We start from the raw sequence: 18,805 nt of genomic DNA on the forward strand, positions 1-18,805 counted from the left end.
TTTAGTGTGTGGTCGCCAGCGCCGGCGCTGGTTTGGGCCTGTGGAAAAACTTCTCAAGGTACAAGTATATGATCGGTGTGGTGAACAGCGTCAGCGCCTGGCTCACCAACAGGCCGCCGACCACCGCGATCCCCAGCGGCTGGCGCAGTTCGGCGCCTGGCCCGGAGCCCAGCATCAACGGCACGGCGCCGAGCAGGGCGGCGAGGGTGGTCATGATGATCGGCCGGAACCGGGTGACGCAGGCTTCATAAATCGCCTCCTCAGGTGGCAGCCCGCGCACGCGCTGGGCCTCCAGGGCAAAGTCGATCATCAGGATGCCGTTTTTCTTGACGATACCGATCAGCAGCACCAGCCCGATCAAGGCCATGATCGAAAAGTCCTGGCCCAGCAACCACAGCATGATCAACGCGCCCAAGCCCGCCGAGGGCAAGGTGGAGATGATCGTCAGCGGGTGCACGAAGCTCTCATACAGCACGCCCAAAATAATATAGACCGCCACCAGCGCCGCCAGGATCAGCCACGGTTGGCTGGCCAAAGAGCTTTGGAACGCCTGGGCCGCACCCTGGAAGGTGCCGATCAGGGTGGTCGGCATGCCGATTTCGTTTTTGGCCTGGTTGAGCATGATCACTGCATCACCCAATGCCACGCCGGGTGCCAGGTTGAATGACAGGTTGGCCGCCGGGAACATGCCGTCATGGCTGATGGACAACGGCCCCACGCTGGGCGGGTCGACCTTGGCCAGTGCCGACAGCGGCACCATCTCGTTGGTCAACGGTGAGCGCAGGTAAAAGTAGTTCAGGCTTTCGGCCTTGCCGCGCTGTTGAGTGTCGAGTTCCAGCACCACCTGGTACTGGTTGATCTCGGTCTGGAACTCGTTGATCTGGCGCTGGCCGAACGCGTCATACAGCGCCTGGTCGACATCGGTAGCGGTGAGGCCAAAGCGCGCCGCCGCCTGGCGGTCGATGCTGATGTGAGTGATGCTGCCGCCCAGTTGCAAGTCGTTGGACAGGTCGCGAAAGGCCGGGTTGGCGCGCAGTTTTTCGGTCAGGCGTTGGGTCCAGGTATTGAGCGTCGCGCCGTCGTTGCTCTTGAGCACATATTGATACTGGGCGCGGCTTGGGCCGGAACTCAAGTTGATGTCCTGGCCGGCGCGCAGGTACAAGACGATGCCCGGCACCTTGGCCAGTTTGGGGCGGATGCGGTCAATGAACTGGCTGGCGGATACATCGCGATCACCGCGGTCCTTCAAGGCGATCCAGAAACGGCCGTTGGCGATGGTCTGGTTGCTGCCGGTCACGCCCACCGAGTGGGAAAACGCGGCCACTGCCGGGTCGTCCTTGACGATCTCGGCCAGCGCCTTGTGCCTGGCGACCATGTCCGGGTACGACACGTCGGCCGCCGCTTCGCTGGTGCCGAGTACAAAGCCGGTGTCCTGCACCGGGAAGAAACCCTTGGGGATAAACACGTAGCCGACCACGGCCAACGCCAGGGTCAGCATAAAGATCGCTGCCATGCTGCGTTGATGCGCCAGCGCACGGCGCAGGTTGCGCGCGTAGCCAGCGAGCAGGCGCTCGCTGAAGCCCGGTTTGTCATGGGCATGATGAGTCGGCGCGCGCATGAACAGCGCGGCCAGGGTCGGCGCCAAAGTCAGCGAAACCACCACCGAAATCAGGATGGTCGAGGTGGCCGTCAGCGCAAACTCCTTGAACAGCCGCCCGACCACACCGCCCATGAACAGCAGCGGAATAAACGCCGCCACCAGCGAGAAGCTGATGGACACCACGGTAAAGCCGATCTCGCCCGAGCCCTTGATTGCCGCCTCGCGTTTATCCAGGCCCGCCTCCAGGTGACGGTGAATGTTCTCCACCACCACGATGGCATCGTCGACCACAAAGCCCACGGCGATCACGATCGCCACCAGCGTCAGGTTATTCAAGCTGAAGCCCAGCACATACATCAGCGCGAAACTGGCGATCAGCGACACGCCGAGTACGCTGGACACAATCAGCGTCGCCGACAATTGGCGCAGGAACAGCGCCATCACCGCCACCACCAGCAGGATGGCGATCAGCAGGGTCACTTCCACTTCATGCAAGGACGCGCGGATGGTCTTGGTGCGGTCGGTCAACACGCTGACCTGCACCGAGGCGGGCAGCATGCCTTCCAGGCGCGGCAGTTCGGCTTGAATGCGGTCCACGGTCTCGACAATGTTGGCGCCGGGCTGGCGCGAAATCACCAGGTTGACCCCGGGCGTGTCACCGGACCAGGCCTGCACGTAGGCGTTTTCCGAACCGTTGATGACTTTGGCGACATCACGCAGCTGCACCGGCGCGCCGTTCTTGTAGGAAACGATCAGTTGGCCGTATTCCTCGGGGTGAAACAGCTGGTCGTTGGTCGATAGCGTCGACACGCTGTTCTTGCCGTAAATCGCACCTTTGGCCAGGTTCAGGCTGGACTGCTGGATGGCCAGGCGCACATCGGCGAGGGTCAGGCCGATGGCCGCGAGTTTGTCCGGTGAAGCCTGTACGCGAATCGCCGGGCGTTGCTGCCCGGTGATATTGATCTGGCCAACGCCGTCAATCTGGCTGATCTGCCGCGCCAGCAAGGTTTCTACATAGTCGCTCAGCTCGGTGCTGGGCATGCTGTCGGAGCTGACGCTGAGGATCAGCACCGGGCTGTCGGCCGGGTTGACCTTCTTCCAGGTCGGCAGGCTCGGCATGTCGCTGGGCAGCTTGCCGGAGGCGGTGTTGATCGCCGCCTGCACTTCCTGCGCGGCGGTGTCGATGCTTTTGTTCAGGGTGAATTGCAGGGTCAGCAGGCTTGAACCCAAGGCGCTGCTGGAGGTCATCTGGGTCATGCCAGGGATGGCGCTGAATTGCACCTCCAAGGGCGTGGCCACGGATGAGGCCATGGTGTCCGGGCTGGCGCCGGGCAAGGTGGCGGTGACCTGGATGGTCGGGAACTCCGCTTCCGGCAGCGGCGCCACAGCCAGGCGCGGGAAGGCAATCAGCCCCAGCAACACCAGCGCAAAGGTCAGCAACAGGGTGGCAACCGGATGGTCGACGCACCAGGCGGACGGGGAACGGCTGCCGCTCATGGTTGCACCTTGGTCTGGGCGGTCTGGATCACTTGTGGTGGCTCTTTGAGCACCTCGATTTGCGCACCGGCCTTGAGCCGCGACTGGCCGTCGCTGACCAGCACATCACCGGCTTGCACGCCCTTGATGATGGTCACGTCGCTGTCCTGATACGCCACCTGCACCGGCACAACCTCAACCTTGTCACCGTTGACGCGGTACACAAAATGCGCGTCGAGCCCACGTTGCACCACGGTCGGTGGTACCACCAGCGCGTTCTTGTCCAGGGCGGTCTGGATCTTGATAGTCACCAGTTGCCCCGGCCACAGACGCTGCGAAGCGTTGTTGAATTCAGCCTTGGCGCGCAGGGTGCCGGTGGTGGAGCTGATCTGGTTGTCGATCAGGCTCAGGTGCCCTTCGCCGAGCAGGTCGCCGGTCTGGCCGTCGGTGTCGGCGCCCATGTAGGCATCGACGCTGGCTTGGGTGGGCGCGGCGATCAAGCCTTGCAGGGTCGGCAACATTTGTTGCGGCAACGAGAACTCCACGGCGATCGGATCGATTTGCGTCACCGAGAACAAGCCTTGGGTATCACTCATGCGCAGGAAGTTGCCTTCATCCACGGTGCGAATGCCGACACGGCCAGTCACCGGCGAGCGAATCTGGGTGTAGGACAGCTGTACCAGGGCCGAATCAATGGCGGCCTGATTACCTTGCGCCGTGGCCTTGAGCTGGTTGACCAGGGCTTGCTGCTGGTCATAGGTCTGCTTGGATACGCCGTCGTCGACGCTCAGCTCTTTGTAGCGCTTGAGGTTTACCAACGCCACTTGCAACTGCGCCTGGCTTTCGCCCAACTGCGCCTTGGCCTGATCAAGGCTCGCGCGGATCGAGCGGTCATCGATGGTCGCCAGCAGGTCACCGGCCTTGACCAATTGGCCCTCCTTGACCAGCAGCTTGGTGAGGATGCCGTCGATTTGCGGGCGGATCACCACGCTGTGCAGCGACAGCACCGAGCCGATACCGCTGACAAATCGAGGAATGTCCTGCTGTGTGACGCTCACCACTCGCACCGGGATAGCGGTGGACACCGCCAGTTTGGTTTTCGCCGGTCGGTTGAAGGCCCAGGCTGCAACTGCCACGACCACCAGGGCAGCCACGATCAGGGCGGTTTTTCGTTGAATGTGCATGGGGTGGGGCGCCGGGGCAAAGGGTTGGGAGAGTGATCGTTCTTTATAGCCCGCCAACCCGGTCAGCACGGTGACTGCTAACTGACAGCGCTGTCAGTAAAGTCCGACCATTCGTACCGGCGGTGGTTAAAGATCCAAGGCGCGCAGGTATACTGCGCGCCAGCGTGGCCCGCAAGCCGGCCACCGCCTCATTTTCTGCACGCCCCGGAGCTTCCATGACTTCCCCGACACAACCCCCTGTTGACGCGGCCGACCTCGTCGATCCGGCCGACGCTCAAAGCGTTGAAAAAGCCGAGATCCCGGCGTTCAAGTTTCCGTTCAAGCCGGGTGAACTGGCTGGGGCCAAAAACGCCGCCCAGCCTTGGTACAAGAATGGCGCCAAGAACGGCCACACCAAGTCGCCAGGCATGGCGCCGCCGGGCACTCGCCGCTCGATGGGTAAACGCTGAGAATAGAACGACCAGCGTTTTATCAGGTGCGGACTACAACACCTGCTGACATTTCCGATTGAAGACCCGCGACCGTTTCTAGAAAGCTTGCACAGCCTTGATTCCATCCCGACCGTTCAGATCGGGCGGGTGGCCAAGGCTGGTCTTTCTGGAAAAGGATGTTTCCCGTGGCTCTGATACCCGTGTGTGCAGCACTTGCCCTTTTGCTGTCGATCGACGCCGTGGCCGACGATGATCAACCCCGGCGCGAAATCCGCTTCGCTGTTGCCGCGCAGTTTCCGCCCTTTCAGAGTCGTAGCCCGCAAGGTCAATTGGTGGGCTTGAACATCGACTTGGGCAACGCCTTGTGTACACAGTTGAATGTGCGCTGCACCTGGGTCGACCAGGTGTTTGTCGAAGACTTCCCGGCCCTCGAAGCCCGGCAGTTCGATGCGATCATGGGCATTGCCGCCACCTCGGGGCGGCGGCGGTGGGTGGGGTTCACCGATAATCTCTACCCTTTTACCACGCGTTTGGTGGCCCGTAAGGCGTCCGGCCTGTTACCCGACACACGCTCGCTCAAGGGTAAGCGTGTCGGTGTGCTGCTGGGCAGCAATCGCGAAGCCTTTGCGCGGTCGCAGTGGGCACCGGCGGGCGTCATCATCAAAAGTTTCTGGCTCAATGACGAACTGGCCCGCAGTCTGGTAGCCGGCAAGATTGATGCGACGCTGCAAGGCACTGTGGAAATTCGCAGTGCACTGCTCGACACCCCGGTTGGCCAGGATTTCGACTTCATGGGGCCGCCCTTGTCCGGTGAACTCTTAGGCAACGGCATTGCCATTGCTGTGCGCAAGTTTGACTCCACTTTGCGCAACGACCTCAATCACGCGCTTGAGCAACTGATGCACAACGGTGAATACCAGCGGATTCTGGCGCCTTATCACTTGGATGAGCCGCCCTCCACTCAATGATGGCCAATTAATTGCGGCACGTGAGCAGGCCCCGTGTTTTGCAAGCCATGGCCAACAGGCAGCCATACCCGTTCAACTGTGGGAGCTGGCTTGCCTGCGATGGCATCACTTCGGTGTACCTGGTGTGCCGAGTTGCCCGCATCGCAGGCAAGCCAGCTCCCACATCCACACTGGCCGCATCGAGCCTAAGCCGCCCTCAACGAGATAAACGCATAGTTGGCCGGCACCTCAGTGGCAATCTGCGCCCCCGCATCCAGCACCTGCTCGGCGATGTCCATGCCGGAGACGTGAAACACCCACTCATTAGCCACCGATGGTTGCTCAATCGCCAACTCAATCGCCTGCGCAAAGGCAGCCATATCCGGCAAATACGCGGTAAACCCATCGCCCTTGAGCGCCGTGGTACGAATACCCAGCAAGGCGCACACGGCCTCCTTGGTTTGCACATCGTCACGGTCGGCCTGGCGTGAGCGGCGGATCAGCTCAGCCAGTTCTGCATCCATCAACTCACCGCCGACGATCAGCGCCGGCCCCTGTTCCCAGGATTCTGGCGGGCAATCCTTGGCGGCGGGGTTCAATGGGATATGCGGGTTGATTTCCATCGGGTAGATGCGACACACCAGTGGGCGACGCTCATAGATGCCACAACGGTTGTCTTCGTCAAGATTGCGGCAACGCCCGGCGTTGTAGGCGGCAAAGGTGATTGCCACAAACGCCTCGGTATTGCCGCTCGGCACTACCACTGAACGGCGTTCGGCATGCTCGCGTTGTTGCACCGGCAAGCCCAGGCCGGTGCCAAGAAAGCCCTCCACCAGCACGATGACGTTACCACCGTCAGCCGCCCAACTGCGGGCTTCTTCGAGGGTCAAGGGAACGTGATGGTCGCTGCAGCATTTGCCGCAACCCACGCAGGAAAAGTGAGTATTCATGGAGGATCTGTCACCAGGCAAGGTCAGAGGGCACTCTTGAACGGTGACGGGTTTTTGCCTCTATTCACTGTTCAGGCTCAGTGGAAGCAAGTTATGCGCCAGTGCCGGTCAGTCCTCGGGTACCTGGTCGCGCAGCACAAACACCATGCCGGCACTTTCATACAACTGTCGGGCGCGTTGGTTGGTTTCCAGCACCTTCAGGTCCACACAGGGCTCGCCGCGTTGCTTGAACACATGGAAGGTATGCAGCAACAAGGCACGCCCCAGCCCCTGGCCTTGGGCGCACGGATGGATCGAGAGGTTCTTGATAAACGCGCTGGTCCAGCACTGAGCCACGCCAAGAATGCCGTCTGCGTTACTGGCCACCAGGCATAGCGTGGGGTCGAACTCGGCGTCGGTGACGAACTGCCGGCGCCATTCTGCCAGGCTGGGGACACGGCCGCCGCCCTGTTCCTGGGTCATGCGCAATACGGCGTGGATGGCCGGGGCCAGCTCATCGCGGTAATGATCCAGCCGGGTATTGGCCGGCCACTGCGGTGCTGGCAGGCTGGTAGTAAGGTCGCGGCGCAGCAGTTGGAAATACTCCGCCACCGCTTACAGGCCTTTTTGCGCCACAGTTTGCGCGGCAACCACCAGGCATTTGGTCAGCTCGGGCGACGAGAACTTGGTGAGCACCGCATCGGCACCGGCCAGGCGGGCCTTCTCGCTGTTCATCGCGCTGTCCAGGGAGGTGTGCAGCAGCACGTAAAGCTCCTGGAAGTCCGGGGTTTCGCGCAGTGTGCGGGTGAGGGCGTAACCGTCCATTTCGGACATCTCGATGTCCGACACCACCACGTTGATCTGCTCGACCGTGCCTTGCAGCTCCAGCAGCACATCAATGGCTTCCTTGGCACTGCGCGCGGTGTGGCACGTCAGGCCGAGGTTGCGCAGGGTGTGTACCGATTGCTGCAGAGCCACCTGGCTGTCGTCCACCACCAGGATTCGCGCATTGCCGAGCACTTCGGCTTCTTCCATGGTCAAGTCGGTCGGCGCCGCTTCAACGGGGGCCGGGGCAATGCCGTGGATGACCTTTTCGATATCCAGCACCTGCACCAGGCCGCCTTCGACCTGAGTCACGCCGGTGATAAACGAGCGATTGCCGCCGGAGCCATAGGGCGGCGGGCGGATGTCGGTGGTCAGGCAATGCACAATCTTGCTCACCGCCTGCACATGCAGGCCCTGCTTGGAACGGCTGACATCGGTGACGATCAGGCAGCCGCCGTTCGGGTCTTGCAGCGGCATCTCACCGAGGGCGCGGCTCAGGTCGATCACCGACAGCGAGGCACCGCGCAGGGTGGCGATGCCTTTGACGTGCGGGTGCGACTCCGGCAGCTTGGTCAGCGGTGGGCAGGGGATGATTTCACTGACTTTGAGCAGGTTGATGGCCATCAGCTTGCCGCTGCGCAAGGTAAAGAGCAGAAGCGAGAGTGAATCTGCGCGGGCTTTGGTGGTGGACATAAAAACCTTCTGTGGATCAGGGATGACGATCTATGGAAGGTTATCGACTCGGGGGAGCCAGGCTTTAACCGGATTTTGTGTCGGGCTGGGCTTGTGTGGGAGCTGGCTTGCCTGCGATGCAGGCACCTCGGTCTACCAGTTGCACTGAGGTGATGCCATCGCAGGCAAGCCAGCTCCCACACAAAACCCATCCCATATGAGATCGGCGTCAGCCCTTCCAGACCTGCGGGTTCACCAGATCCTGCGGACGTTGCCCCAGCAAGGCGCTGCGCAGGTTGTCCAGGGCGCGATTGGCCATGGCTTCACGAGTTTCATGCGTAGCCGAGCCGATATGCGGCAGGGTCACCGCATTGCTCAGTTGGAACAGCGGCGATTCGGCCAGCGGCTCTTGCTCATACACATCCAGCCCGGCGCCACGGATTTTCTGGGTTTGCAGCGCCTCAATCAGCGCCGGTTCATCCACCACCGGCCCACGGGAAATATTGATCAGGATCGCACTGGACTTCATCAGCCCCAATTCGCGGGTGCTGATCAAGTGGCGGGTCTTGTCGCTCAACGGCACCACCAGGCAGACAAAATCCGCCTCGGCCAGCAACTGGTCCAGGCTGCGCAACTGCGCGCCCAGCTCCTGCTCCAGCTGGGTCTTGCGGCTGTTGCCGCTGTACAGAATCGGCATATTGAAGCCCAGGCGCCCACGCCGGGCCACGGCTGCGCCGATATTGCCCATGCCCACTATGCCGAGGGTCTTGCCGTGTACATCGCAGCCAAACAGCGGCGCGCCAACGCTGGCTTTCCACTGGCCGGCCTTGGTCCAGGCATCCAGTTCGGCCACGCGGCGCGCGCTGCTCATCAGCAGGGCGAAGGCCAGGTCGGCGGTGCTTTCGGTGAGTACGTCCGGGGTGTTGGTGAGCATGATCCCGCGCTCGTTGAAGTACGGCACGTCGTAGTTGTCGTAACCCACCGACACGCTGGACACCACTTCCAGCTTGCTCGCGCCTTCCAGCTGCGCACGCCCCAGCTTGCGGCCTACGCCAATCAGGCCATGGGCGTGGGGCAGGGCTTCATTGAATTGAGCATTGATGTCACCCAGCTTGGGGTTTGGCGCGATGACCTCGAAGTCCTGTTGCAGGCGTTCGATCATTTGCGGGGTGACACGGCTGAAGGCGAGGACAGTCTTTTTCATTGCAGAACTCCGCTCAAAATGTGGGAGCTGGATTGCCTGCGATGCTGGCGCCTCGGTGTATCAGCAGTACCGAGGCGATGCTATCGCAGGCAAGCCAGCTCCCACAGTAAATGGATGGTGTTTGTGGGGCCGTATTCCAACGTCAGTTCGCCAGGCGTGTGCCGCCCAGGCTGCCACTCAACTCATACGCCACCAACTCCGCCTGATGCGCCGCCAGAATCTCCGGCAACGACCCTCTCAGGTATTCCACCCAGGTCTTGATCTTCGCATCCAGGTACTGGCGCGAGGGGTAGATGGCATACAGGTTCAGCTCCTGCGAGCGGTAGTTGGGCATCACCCGCACCAGCGTGCCGTTACGCAAACCCTCAATAGCCGCATACACCGGCAGCAGGCCGACGCCCATGCCGCTGGTGATCGCGGTTTTCATCGCATCAGCCGAGTTGACCAGGAACGGCGAAGTGTTGATCGCCACGCTTTCCTGGCCTTCGGGGCCGTTGAAGGTCCATTTGTCCAGCTGGATCACCGGGCTGACCAGGCGCAGGCAGGCGTGGTTGAGCAAATCCTGGGGCCGCTGTGCGCAACCTTTGGCCTTGACGTAATCCGGCGAGGCACACGCGATGCTGTAGGTGATGCCCAGGCGCTGGGACACAAAACCCGAATCCGGCAGCTCGCTGGCCAGCACGATGGACACGTCGTAACCCTCGTCGAGCAGGTCCGGCACGCGGTTGGCCAGGGTCAGGTCGAAGGTCACGTCGGGGTGGGTGCGACGGTAACGGGCAATTGCGTCAATCACGAAATGCTGGCCGATGCCGGTCATGGTATGCACTTTCAGCTGCCCGGCGGGGCGTGCGTGGGCGTCGCTGGCTTCGGCCTCGGCTTCCTCGACATAAGCCAGGATCTGCTCACAACGCAGCAAATAGCGCTTGCCGGCCTCGGTCAGCGCGATGCGGCGAGTGGTGCGGTTGAGCAAGCGGGTTTGCAGATGGGCCTCAAGGTTGGAGACCGCGCGCGAAACGTTGGCGGTGGTGGTGTCCAGTTGCACGGCGGCGGCGGTGAAGCTGCCGGCCTCGGCCACGCAACTGAAGGCGCGCATATTTTGCAAAGTGTCCATGGAGTGTTCTCAAGGGAGATAGCAAATTGTGACAGAAAGTTACGCCGTCCAGTGATCCCTACCAACGGATTATCGCCTGAACGGTAACAAAGATTCACAGGAATGCCAGCTTATCGTTCCCCATGGCGCCCCCTAGAATTGCGCCACCTTCCCCGCCTCACCACCTCAGGAATTCGTTCGCCGTGCCGCGTCGCATCAGCAGAGAGCTGAAGGCTCTCAGTGTTTTGGCCTTATCGTTAGCAATCAGCGGCTGCATCGGAACCGGAGGAATCGCCCCCCAAGGCCAAGCCTTCAACGCCAATACCCTGGCCACCGACGCCGCCATCCAGAGCGCCGCGCAGGACGCCCACTGGCCCACCACACAATGGTGGCAAGCCTATGGCGACATGCAACTCAACCGCTGGGTCGACCTCGCCACGCAAAACAGCCCGAACATGGCCATGGCCGCCGCGCGGGTGCGGGAAGCGCGGGCCATGGCCGGGATCGCCGAGTCGGCTGAGTCGTTGCAGATCAACAGTGACACCACGCTCAAACGCCACAATTGGCCGAAAGATCAGTTCTACGGGCCGGGCGAATTGAGCGGTGCCAATACCTGGGACAACACCGCGTCCCTGGGCTTGAGCTACGCCCTCGACCTGTGGGGCCGCGAAAGCAATGCCAGCGAACGCGCCGTCGACCTGGCGCATATGAGCGCTGCCGAAGCGCGTCAGGCCCAGCTCGAATTGCAGAACAATGTGGTGCGCGCCTATATCCAGCTGTCGTTGCACTTCGCCAACCGCGATATCGTCGCCGCCACCCTGGCCCAGCAACAGCAGATCCTCGACCTGGCCAATAAGCGCCTGAATGCCGGCATCGGCACGCATTTCGATGTGAGCCAGGCCGAAACGCCCTTGCCCGAAACCCATCGCCAGCTCGACGCACTCGACGAAGAAATCGCCCTGAGCCGCAACCAGCTCGCGGCATTGGCCGGCAAAGGGCCGGGCGAGGGCGCGCAACTGCAACGCCCGAGTTTGTCCTTGGCCGCGCCGCTGAAGCTGCCCTCAAGCCTGCCCGCGCAATTGCTCGGTCAACGCCCGGATGTGGTCGCCAGTCGCTGGCAGGTCGCCGCCCAGGCGCGCGGTATTGATGTGGCGCACGCCGGTTTCTACCCCAACGTCGATCTGGTCGGCAGCCTCGGCTATATGGCCACCGGCGGCACGATGCTGGGGTTTCTCAGCGGGCAGAAATTCAACTACACCGTCGGCCCGGCGATCAGCCTGCCGATCTTCGACGGCGGTCGTTTGCGTGGGCAGTTGGGCGAAGCCAGCGCCGGTTATGACATCGCCGTGGCCAAGTACAACCAGACGCTGGTCAACGCGCTCAAGGGCATCAGCGACCAGTTGATCCGCCGCGAATCCATGGACAAGCAAGCTACCTTTGCCGCGCAGTCGGTGGCCTCGGCGCAGAAAACCTACGACATCGCCATGATCGCCTACCAGCGCGGCCTCACCGATTACCTCAATGTGCTCAACGCTCAGACCTTGTTGTTTCGCCAGCAACAGATCGAACAACAGGTGCAGGCCGCGCGCCTGAGTGCGCATGCCGAACTGGTCACGGCCCTGGGTGGCGGGCTCGGCGCCGGTAACGACGTACCACCGGACGCCAAGACACTGCCGAGCAAAACCCCGGCGGCGCTCGCCGTGTTTGATCACTGAGTAGACTGTAATGACTCCCTTGCCTGCCCCGCTGCGCTGGTTGCACTCCCTTGAGTGGCGCCGTGGTTTTTTCGACTGGGCACGCAGCGACGGCGTGACCTGGGTGTATATCTTCAAGGTGCTGATCGCTGCGTTCCTGACGTTGTGGCTGGCCATGCGCCTGGAGTTGCCGCAACCGCGCACGGCGATGATCACCGTATTTATCGTGATGCAACCGCAGAGCGGCCAGGTGTTTGCCAAGAGTTTCTATCGCTTCCTCGGCACCTTGGCGGGCTCGGCGGTGATGGTCTTGTTGATTGCCTTGTTTGCGCAGAACACCGAATTGTTCCTGGGCGCGTTGGCGATCTGGGTGGGCATCTGCACCGCTGGCGCCACGCGTAATCGCAACTTTCGCGCCTACGGGTTTGTACTGGCCGGCTATACGGCGGCGATGGTTGGTTTGCCGGCGCTGGCAAACCCGGACGGCGCGTTTATGGCGGCGGTATGGCGCGTGCTGGAAATTTCCCTGGGGATTTTATGCTCCACAGTGGTCAGCGCCGCGATCCTGCCGCAAACCTCCAGCGCGGCGATGCGCAACGCCTTGTATCAGCGCTTTGGCGTGTTCGCGCTGTTCGTCACCGACGGCCTGCGTGGGCGCAGCCAGCGCGAAGGTTTCGAGGCCAGCAACGTGCGTTTTATCGCCGAAGCCGTGGGCCTGGAAGGGCTGCGCAGCGTCACCGTGTTTGAAGACCCGCACATGCGTCGGCGCAATGGTCGGCTCAGCCGCCTCAACAGCGAATTCATGAGCATCACCACGCGCTTCAACGCCCTGCACCAGTTGCTCGAACGGTTACGTGCGCACGCGGCTGATCATGTGGTGGCTGCGATCAAGCCCGGCCTGCAAGGCCTTGCCGAAGTGCTCGACGGCTTCTCCGGTCGGGCGCTCACCAGCCCCGACGCCGCACGGCTGGTCAACCAACTCAGCGCCTACAAAGACGAGCTTCCCGCCACGGTGCGTGCCCTGCGTGCAAGCTTTCAGGAAGCCAACCCAAGCGAAGCTGAGCAGCTGGATTTTCATACCGCCTACGAGCTGCTTTATCGCTTTGTCGATGACTTGCACAACTACGCGCTGACCCACGCTTCCCTGGCCGACCACAGCCATGAGCGCGAGCAGTGGAACGAGACCTTTATCCCCAAGACCAACTGGCTGGCCTGCGCGGCTTCGGGTATTCGTGCGTCGTTCATCCTTATTGTGCTCGGCAGCTACTGGGTGGCCACCGCCTGGCCCAGCGGCGCAACCATGACGCTGATTGCCGCCGCCACCGTCGGCCTGTCCGCCGCCACGCCCAACCCCAAGCGCATGGCCTTTCAAATGGCCTGCGGCACCTTGATCGGCGCACTGGTTGGCTTTGTCGAAATGTTCTTCGTGTTCCCCTGGATCGACGGCTTCCCGCTGCTGTGCCTGATGCTCGCGCCGGTGATCATCTTCGGCTCGTTCCTGGCCTCACGCCCGCAATACGCCGGGGTAGGCGTGGGCCTGTTGATCTTTTTCAGCACCGGTTCGGTGCCGGACAACCTCACGGTCTACAACCCCTACACCTTTATCAACGACTACATCGCCATGATCATCGGCATGCTGGTGTGCGCGGCGGCGGGGGCGATCATTCTGCCGCCCAACAGCCGTTGGTTGTGGCGCCGTTTGGAGCAGGACCTGCGCGAGCAGGTGGTGTATGCGATCAGCGGCAAGCTCAAGGGCCTGGCCTCGAGTTTTGAAAGCCGCACCCGCGATTTGCTGCACCAAGCCTACGGCCTCGCCGTTGGCCAGCCGCAGGTGCAGCGTGATTTGTTGCGCTGGATGTTCGTGGTGCTGGAAGTCGGCCATGCGATCATCGAACTGCGCAAGGAACAGGCGATTTTGCCGGTGCACCCGGCGTATGCCCAATCCCAGCCGTGGCGCCAGGCGATCCGCGTGATGGGGCGCTCGCTGGTGCGGCTGTTTTTGCAACCGAGCGCGAACAATCTGGAGCGTGGACTGGTGGCTGTCGACCATGCGATCAGCCGTGTGCAGGCCACCGACGAACCCTTCGCCCCGCATTTTGATACCTCGGCGCTGCGCCGGGTGAAAAGCTACCTGCACTTTATCCGCACCTCGCTGCTAGACCCGCAATCGCCATTGGCTGCTCTCAAAGGAGCCCCGCATGCCCCGTGAAATCGCCTTCCATGGCCTGTACATGCCGACCATGACCCTGTTGTTTTTTATCGCCGCAGGGTTGGCCTGGGCGTTGGACCGCTTCCTGGCCGGGTTCGACCTCTACCGTTTTTTCTGGCACCCGGCGCTGCTGCGCCTGAGCCTGTTCGTTTGCTTGTTCGGCGCGCTCGCGCTGACCGTCTACCGTTGAGAATGCCCCGATGAAAAAGTTTTTCAGCCTGCTCGCGACCTTGCTGGTATTGGCATTGGCGATCTGGATTGGCCGCACGTTGTGGGTGCACTACATGCAAACGCCGTGGACCCGCGATGGCCGCGTGCGCGCCGACATCATCAATGTGGCGGCCGACGTTACGGGCGAAGTGGTGGATGTACCGGTGCGTGACAACCAGTTGGTGAAGAAGGGCGACCTGCTGATGCAGATCGACCCCGAGCACTACCGCATTGCCGTCAAACAGGCGCAGTCGCTGGTGGCTTCGCGCAAAGCTACCTGGGAGATGCGCAAGGTCAACGCCCACCGCCGTGCCGACCTCGACGCGCTGGTGATCTCCAGGGAAAACCGCGACGACGCCAGCAACATCGCCGACTCGGCGTTGGCCGATTACCAGCATGCGTTGGCGCAACTGGAAGCCGCTGAACTTAACTTGAAACGTACGCAGGTGGTGGCGGCAGTGGACGGTTATGTCACCAACCTCAATGTGCATCGCGGCGACTACGCGCGCATTGGCGAGGCAAAAATGGCCGTGGTGGACATGAACTCGTTCTGGGTCTACGGCTTCTTCGAAGAGACCAAGCTGCCCCATGTGAAGGTGGGCGACAAAGCCGATATGCAACTGATGAGCGGCGAGACGCTCAAGGGCCACGTGGAAAGCATCTCGCGGGGTATCTATGACCGCGACAACCCCGAGAGCCGTGAGCTGATCGCCGATGTGAACCCGACCTTCAACTGGGTGCGCCTGGCCCAGCGGGTGCCGGTGCGGATACACATTGATGAAGTGCCCGACGGCGTGCTGCTGGCGGCGGGGATCACCTGCACGGTGATCGTCAACCCAACGCAACATTAAACTGTGGGAGCTGGCTTGCCTGCGATAGCGCACTGTCAGTTGACCTGTTTTCAGCTGACCCACCGCCATCGCAGGCAAGCCAGCTCCCACAGTTTTGGCTGTGTTATGCCTTGATGAAGGTTTCATGCAGATGGCGCCACAGCAGCGCGCCGCTGGCCTGTTTTTCGAATACCACGGTGGCGCGGCGGTCAGTCTGGGTGCCGCTGTCATCAATCTGGTGTTCGCGGTAAGTCACCGTGGCACCGCGCGCGTGCCGGTCGATCCCGGCCATTTCGCTCAAGGTGATCTTCAACCCCGGGCGCATACCGCCCAGGCGCGTGAACAACGCTTTAACCCCGGCTGTATTCACTCTCGTGCCGGTGGCGGGTGCGACCATGCTGAAATCGGGTGAAAAGCGCGCAAGCAAGGTTTCCAGGGTGCCTTCAGGCGCAACCCCGGCAAACCATTGCTCGATCTCGACGTGGGTCTGGATCACTTCTTCAAAAAAATCGTTGTAATCAATCATGGCTGGGCTCGCTGGCAGGGTGAAGCAGCGTGCGGACTCTGGATGTATCCAGGCGCAACACGGCAAAAAGGGGCAGCAGTGTCAGGGCTGCGGCTATCGTGAAGGTTATGACGAAGGAATCCAAGGCCGACAACAACGCACTGAGGGCGGCAGCGCCGAGGCAGAAGCTGACTTGTCGATTGATGTTCCACAGCGCACTGGCGTGGCCCATGCGCTCGGCGGGTATGTCGAGAAACGCCAAGGTCTGCGCCGTGCTGCTGCACAGGCTGCCGCCCAGGCCCATCAACGCGTAGGCTAGAATAATTACGGCCGGTTCGGGTTTTGTCAGCAGCAGGATGCCGATGCATTGCAGGGCCATGCCCGCCAGCAGCAAGGGTTTTGGGCCGTAGCGGTTGAAGCGTTTTTTGCTCAGGAAAATCGCCAGTGCCGACGCCAGCGCCCACGGCAACATCAGCGCGCCGGTGTGTGTCGCGTCGTAGCCCAGGCCGCGCAGGTAGAGAATAGCGATCAGGCTGGTGCCGATAAATATGCCGGGGATGAACAGATAGACCAACATCGCCACGCGCAGCATCGGGCTGCGGATCTGTTTGAAAATACTGCCCACATCCAGGGCCGGGCGCACTGTTACAGGTGCATCAGGTTTTATCCACAGCAGTGCCAGCAGCAACGTGAGCAACGCCAGCGGCAGGTTGGCGTAGAAGATCCAGCGCCATGACACACTGTCGACGATCAGCCCGCCCAAAGCCGGCGACAATGCCGGTACCAGCAGCGCCACCGACATCACGCTGGCTGTCAATTGGCTGCGTTCTGCCGCTGGATAGTGCCGGTAAGCCATGGCTTGGCCCACGGGGATCAGCAAGCCACCGCCCAAACCTTGCAGCGCCCGCCAGCCAATCAGCGTTTCGATGGAACCCGCCTGGCCAACCATCACCGAGGCGCCCGCGAACAACAGCAGGCTCGCCGCGATCAGCGTTCGTTCGCCCATGATCGCCGCCAGCCACACACTCAACGGAATGATCACGGTCAGCCCGAGTACGTAGGCGTTGCTGATCCACGCCAATTGCGTGACCGAGGCGTGCAGTTCGCGGGCGATGTCCGGGTAGGCAACGGTGGCGACAAACATGTTCACCAGGTCCAGGGCAAAGCCGAGTAAAAAGATCCAGGCGACTTTCGAGCGGTAGGTCATAAACGCGATCCTGCGAGTGAAGCGGGCAGGGTAGGTCGCAAGCAGCGTTTGGGATACGGTGATTTGACTGTTAGTTTGTCAAAAATATTTTGACAAAGGAGCGCGAGGCCAATGGTCAGCCTGGACCGATTCGACACCTTCAAAGCCGTGGTCGAGGCCGGCTCGCTCACCGCCGCCGCCGATCGGCTGGGCCAGACCCGCGCCGTGGTCAGCTTCAACCTCAAGCGCCTTGAGGCAGAACTGGGCGTGACCCTGTTAACTCGCAGCACCCGCCAGTTGGCACTGACGGATGCCGGTGAGCGCTTTTACCTGCGTTGCACGCGCATGCTGGAAGAAGCTCGGTTGGCGGTGGAAGAAGCCCGCTCCGAACATGCCCAGCTCAAAGGCACCTTACGCATCACCACCACGGTGGAATACGCGTTGGCAGTCGTTGCTCCTGCGGTGGAGGCTTTTCGGCGCCTGCACCCGGACTTGAACATTCACTTATCCACATCCTCCACCCATGCCGATTTGATCTCCGAACGCTTTGACGTGGCGATTCGGTTGGGGCGACTGCTCGACTCCAATCACCGGGCGGTGCAGCTGTCGACCTTTGAGGTGTTTGCTGTCGCCGCGCCTGAGTTTGCCCTGGTGCAAACCCTGGATGCGTTGGAGCGCGTGCCCAAGTTAGGCCATGGCCGTTTGACGGAGCTGAGCCTGACCGACCCGGCCGGCGGCGAGCATCAATACCGTTCCGGCCCTGCGGCGCTGGTGGCCGACAGTGCGTCTGTGCTCCAGGCTTTTGCCGTGCGTGGGCATGGTGTGGCGGTGCTGCCGCAATGGCTGGTGCAGGGTGATCTGGACGCGGGGCGGTTGGTGCGCTTACTGGCGGACCATCGCTTCGCGCCGCAAGGGATTTACGCGATGTACCCGGATACACGGCATTTGCCGCTGAAGGTGCGGGCGTTTATTGATTTTATGAAGGGCTAGAGTGAGCCAGAGAGTCCGAACCGCTTCTTCAGGACTTTCTCCAGCAACCCTTTTGGCAACAGCGCCGCCATCAACGGCAACGCTCGGCTGCCATTGCCCGCACGCAACATCCGTGGCGGTGTTGGGTGTTGCACAGCCTTAAGCACTTGAGCTGCAAACTGCTCGGCCGAAGTCGGGTTGCCCTGCGAAGCCTGGGAGCGCGCACGAATACCTTCACGCAACGGCCACCAGGGCGATTGTTCGTTGATCAGCAGCTCAGCCTGGGCGCCGGCGTTTTTCGCGAAGCTTGTATTGATTGCTCCCGGCTGTACTTCCAGCACGCGCACGCCAAACGGCGCCAGTTCCATACGCAATGCATCGCTCAAGGCATGCACCGCCGCTTTCGAGGCGCAGTACGCACCGGCAAACGGCGTGACCAGCACACCCGAAACGCTGCCGATATTCACCACCAGCCCTTTGCTGCGCCGCAGCGCGGGAAAGAGTGCCTGGGTGACGCCGACGATGGAAAACACATTGGTCTCGAACTGGCGCTGCATGGCTTTGGTGCCGCCGTCGAGCAGCGGCCCCATGGCGCCGTAGCCGGCATTGTTGATCAACACGTCCAGTTCGCCGAGCTGTTCGGCCAGGCGCTGCAGCGCCGCACTGTCGTTGACGTCCAGTAGCACGGCATTGAAGCCGGCAGCAGCGAGGGCGGCGACGTCCGCTTCGCGGCGGGCGCTGGCCCACACGTCGAAGCCGGCGGATTTAAAGGCGTCAGCCAAGGCGCGGCCAATGCCACTGGAGCAACCGGTGATGAGTACGTTGGGCATGGATCAATCCTTTG

17 protein-coding genes are annotated in these 18,805 nt (G+C 61.8%); 7 read left to right on the plus strand and 10 right to left on the minus strand.

The features are described from left to right. Position 1: 1 nt before the first annotated feature. Positions 2-3,097: a multidrug efflux RND transporter permease subunit gene (locus AOA62_RS08415; RefSeq protein WP_099548414.1), complete on the minus strand. Its 3,096-nt coding sequence runs from the start codon at positions 3,095-3,097 to the stop codon at positions 2-4. Continuing rightward, the gene (locus AOA62_RS08420; RefSeq protein ID WP_017138174.1) at positions 3,094-4,260 is read right to left on the minus strand and encodes an efflux RND transporter periplasmic adaptor subunit; all 1,167 of its coding nucleotides are present in this window, start codon (positions 4,258-4,260) and stop codon (positions 3,094-3,096) included. Before AOA62_RS08420 ends, AOA62_RS08415 begins: the two co-directional genes overlap by 4 nt. 215 nt (positions 4,261-4,475) lie before the next feature. Here AOA62_RS08420 and AOA62_RS08425 point away from each other — a divergent pair, with 215 nt between their 5' ends. Beyond that, positions 4,476-4,709: a hypothetical protein gene (locus AOA62_RS08425; protein WP_017138173.1), complete on the plus strand. Its 234-nt coding sequence runs from the start codon at positions 4,476-4,478 to the stop codon at positions 4,707-4,709. 167 nt (positions 4,710-4,876) lie between these two features. Further along, a complete protein-coding gene (locus tag AOA62_RS08430; RefSeq protein ID WP_099548688.1) occupies positions 4,877-5,659 on the plus strand; it encodes a transporter substrate-binding domain-containing protein in 783 nt (260 codons plus the stop codon). Positions 5,660-5,844: 185 nt separating this feature from the next. Here the strand turns inward: AOA62_RS08430 and AOA62_RS08440 are convergent, their stop codons facing one another. The 5 genes from AOA62_RS08440 to AOA62_RS08460 all read right to left on the minus strand — a co-directional run bounded on the left by AOA62_RS08440 (position 5,845) and on the right by AOA62_RS08460 (position 10,379). Further along, entirely contained in the window at positions 5,845-6,588 is a 744-nt protein-coding gene (locus tag AOA62_RS08440) for a YkgJ family cysteine cluster protein (RefSeq protein ID WP_017138171.1), read from the minus strand. Between the two features lie 108 nt (positions 6,589-6,696). Then, complete coding sequence (locus AOA62_RS08445; RefSeq protein WP_099548415.1) at positions 6,697-7,179, minus strand: N-acetyltransferase; 483 nt, start codon at positions 7,177-7,179, stop codon at positions 6,697-6,699. A 3-nt stretch (positions 7,180-7,182) separates the two neighbouring features. After that, a complete protein-coding gene (locus AOA62_RS08450; RefSeq protein ID WP_017138169.1) occupies positions 7,183-8,085 on the minus strand; it encodes a chemotaxis protein CheV in 903 nt (300 codons plus the stop codon). Between the two features lie 208 nt (positions 8,086-8,293). After that, positions 8,294-9,268, minus strand: coding sequence for a D-glycerate dehydrogenase (locus AOA62_RS08455; protein ID WP_017138168.1), 975 nt, complete (start codon positions 9,266-9,268; stop codon positions 8,294-8,296). A gap of 142 nt (positions 9,269-9,410) precedes the next feature. Continuing rightward, complete coding sequence (locus AOA62_RS08460; RefSeq protein ID WP_017138167.1) at positions 9,411-10,379, minus strand: LysR family transcriptional regulator; 969 nt, start codon at positions 10,377-10,379, stop codon at positions 9,411-9,413. Between the two features lie 182 nt (positions 10,380-10,561). Here AOA62_RS08460 and AOA62_RS08465 point away from each other — a divergent pair, with 182 nt between their 5' ends. Genes AOA62_RS08465 through AOA62_RS08480 form a run of 4 tightly spaced genes read left to right on the plus strand, consistent with a single transcriptional unit; the run spans position 10,562 to position 15,322 of the window. After that, positions 10,562-12,073: an efflux transporter outer membrane subunit gene (locus AOA62_RS08465; RefSeq protein WP_099548416.1), complete on the plus strand. Its 1,512-nt coding sequence runs from the start codon at positions 10,562-10,564 to the stop codon at positions 12,071-12,073. A 10-nt stretch (positions 12,074-12,083) separates the two neighbouring features. Further along, a complete protein-coding gene (locus AOA62_RS08470; protein WP_017138165.1) occupies positions 12,084-14,261 on the plus strand; it encodes an FUSC family protein in 2,178 nt (725 codons plus the stop codon). Continuing rightward, a complete protein-coding gene (locus AOA62_RS08475) occupies positions 14,251-14,451 on the plus strand; it encodes a DUF1656 domain-containing protein (RefSeq protein ID WP_017138164.1) in 201 nt (66 codons plus the stop codon). Before AOA62_RS08470 ends, AOA62_RS08475 begins: the two co-directional genes overlap by 11 nt. Positions 14,452-14,461: 10 nt before the next feature. Continuing rightward, on the plus strand, positions 14,462-15,322 hold the full coding sequence (locus tag AOA62_RS08480) for an HlyD family secretion protein (protein ID WP_017138163.1): 861 nt from the start codon (positions 14,462-14,464) through the stop codon (positions 15,320-15,322). Between the two features lie 103 nt (positions 15,323-15,425). On the opposite strand, the gene AOA62_RS08485 is transcribed toward AOA62_RS08480, so the two are convergent. After that, positions 15,426-15,827 (minus strand): nuclear transport factor 2 family protein, encoded by a 402-nt coding sequence (locus AOA62_RS08485; protein ID WP_017138162.1) that lies wholly within the window; start codon positions 15,825-15,827, stop codon positions 15,426-15,428. Beyond that, positions 15,820-17,013, minus strand: coding sequence for an MFS transporter (locus tag AOA62_RS08490; RefSeq protein WP_017138161.1), 1,194 nt, complete (start codon positions 17,011-17,013; stop codon positions 15,820-15,822). The genes AOA62_RS08485 and AOA62_RS08490 overlap by 8 nt, the downstream gene beginning before the upstream one ends. Before the next feature lie 111 nt (positions 17,014-17,124). Between AOA62_RS08490 and AOA62_RS08495 the strand changes: the two genes are divergently transcribed. Beyond that, the gene (locus AOA62_RS08495) at positions 17,125-17,982 is read left to right on the plus strand and encodes a LysR family transcriptional regulator (protein WP_099548417.1); all 858 of its coding nucleotides are present in this window, start codon (positions 17,125-17,127) and stop codon (positions 17,980-17,982) included. Here the strand turns inward: AOA62_RS08495 and AOA62_RS08500 are convergent. Then, on the minus strand, positions 17,979-18,791 hold the full coding sequence (locus AOA62_RS08500; protein ID WP_099548418.1) for an SDR family oxidoreductase: 813 nt from the start codon (positions 18,789-18,791) through the stop codon (positions 17,979-17,981). The two genes, AOA62_RS08495 and AOA62_RS08500, sit on opposite strands and share 4 nt — an antisense overlap. Positions 18,792-18,805 lie beyond the last annotated feature (14 nt).

It is taken from the genome of Pseudomonas sp. 2995-3 (genome assembly GCF_002742565.1).
Lineage (GTDB): Bacteria > Pseudomonadota > Gammaproteobacteria > Pseudomonadales > Pseudomonadaceae > Aquipseudomonas > Aquipseudomonas edaphica.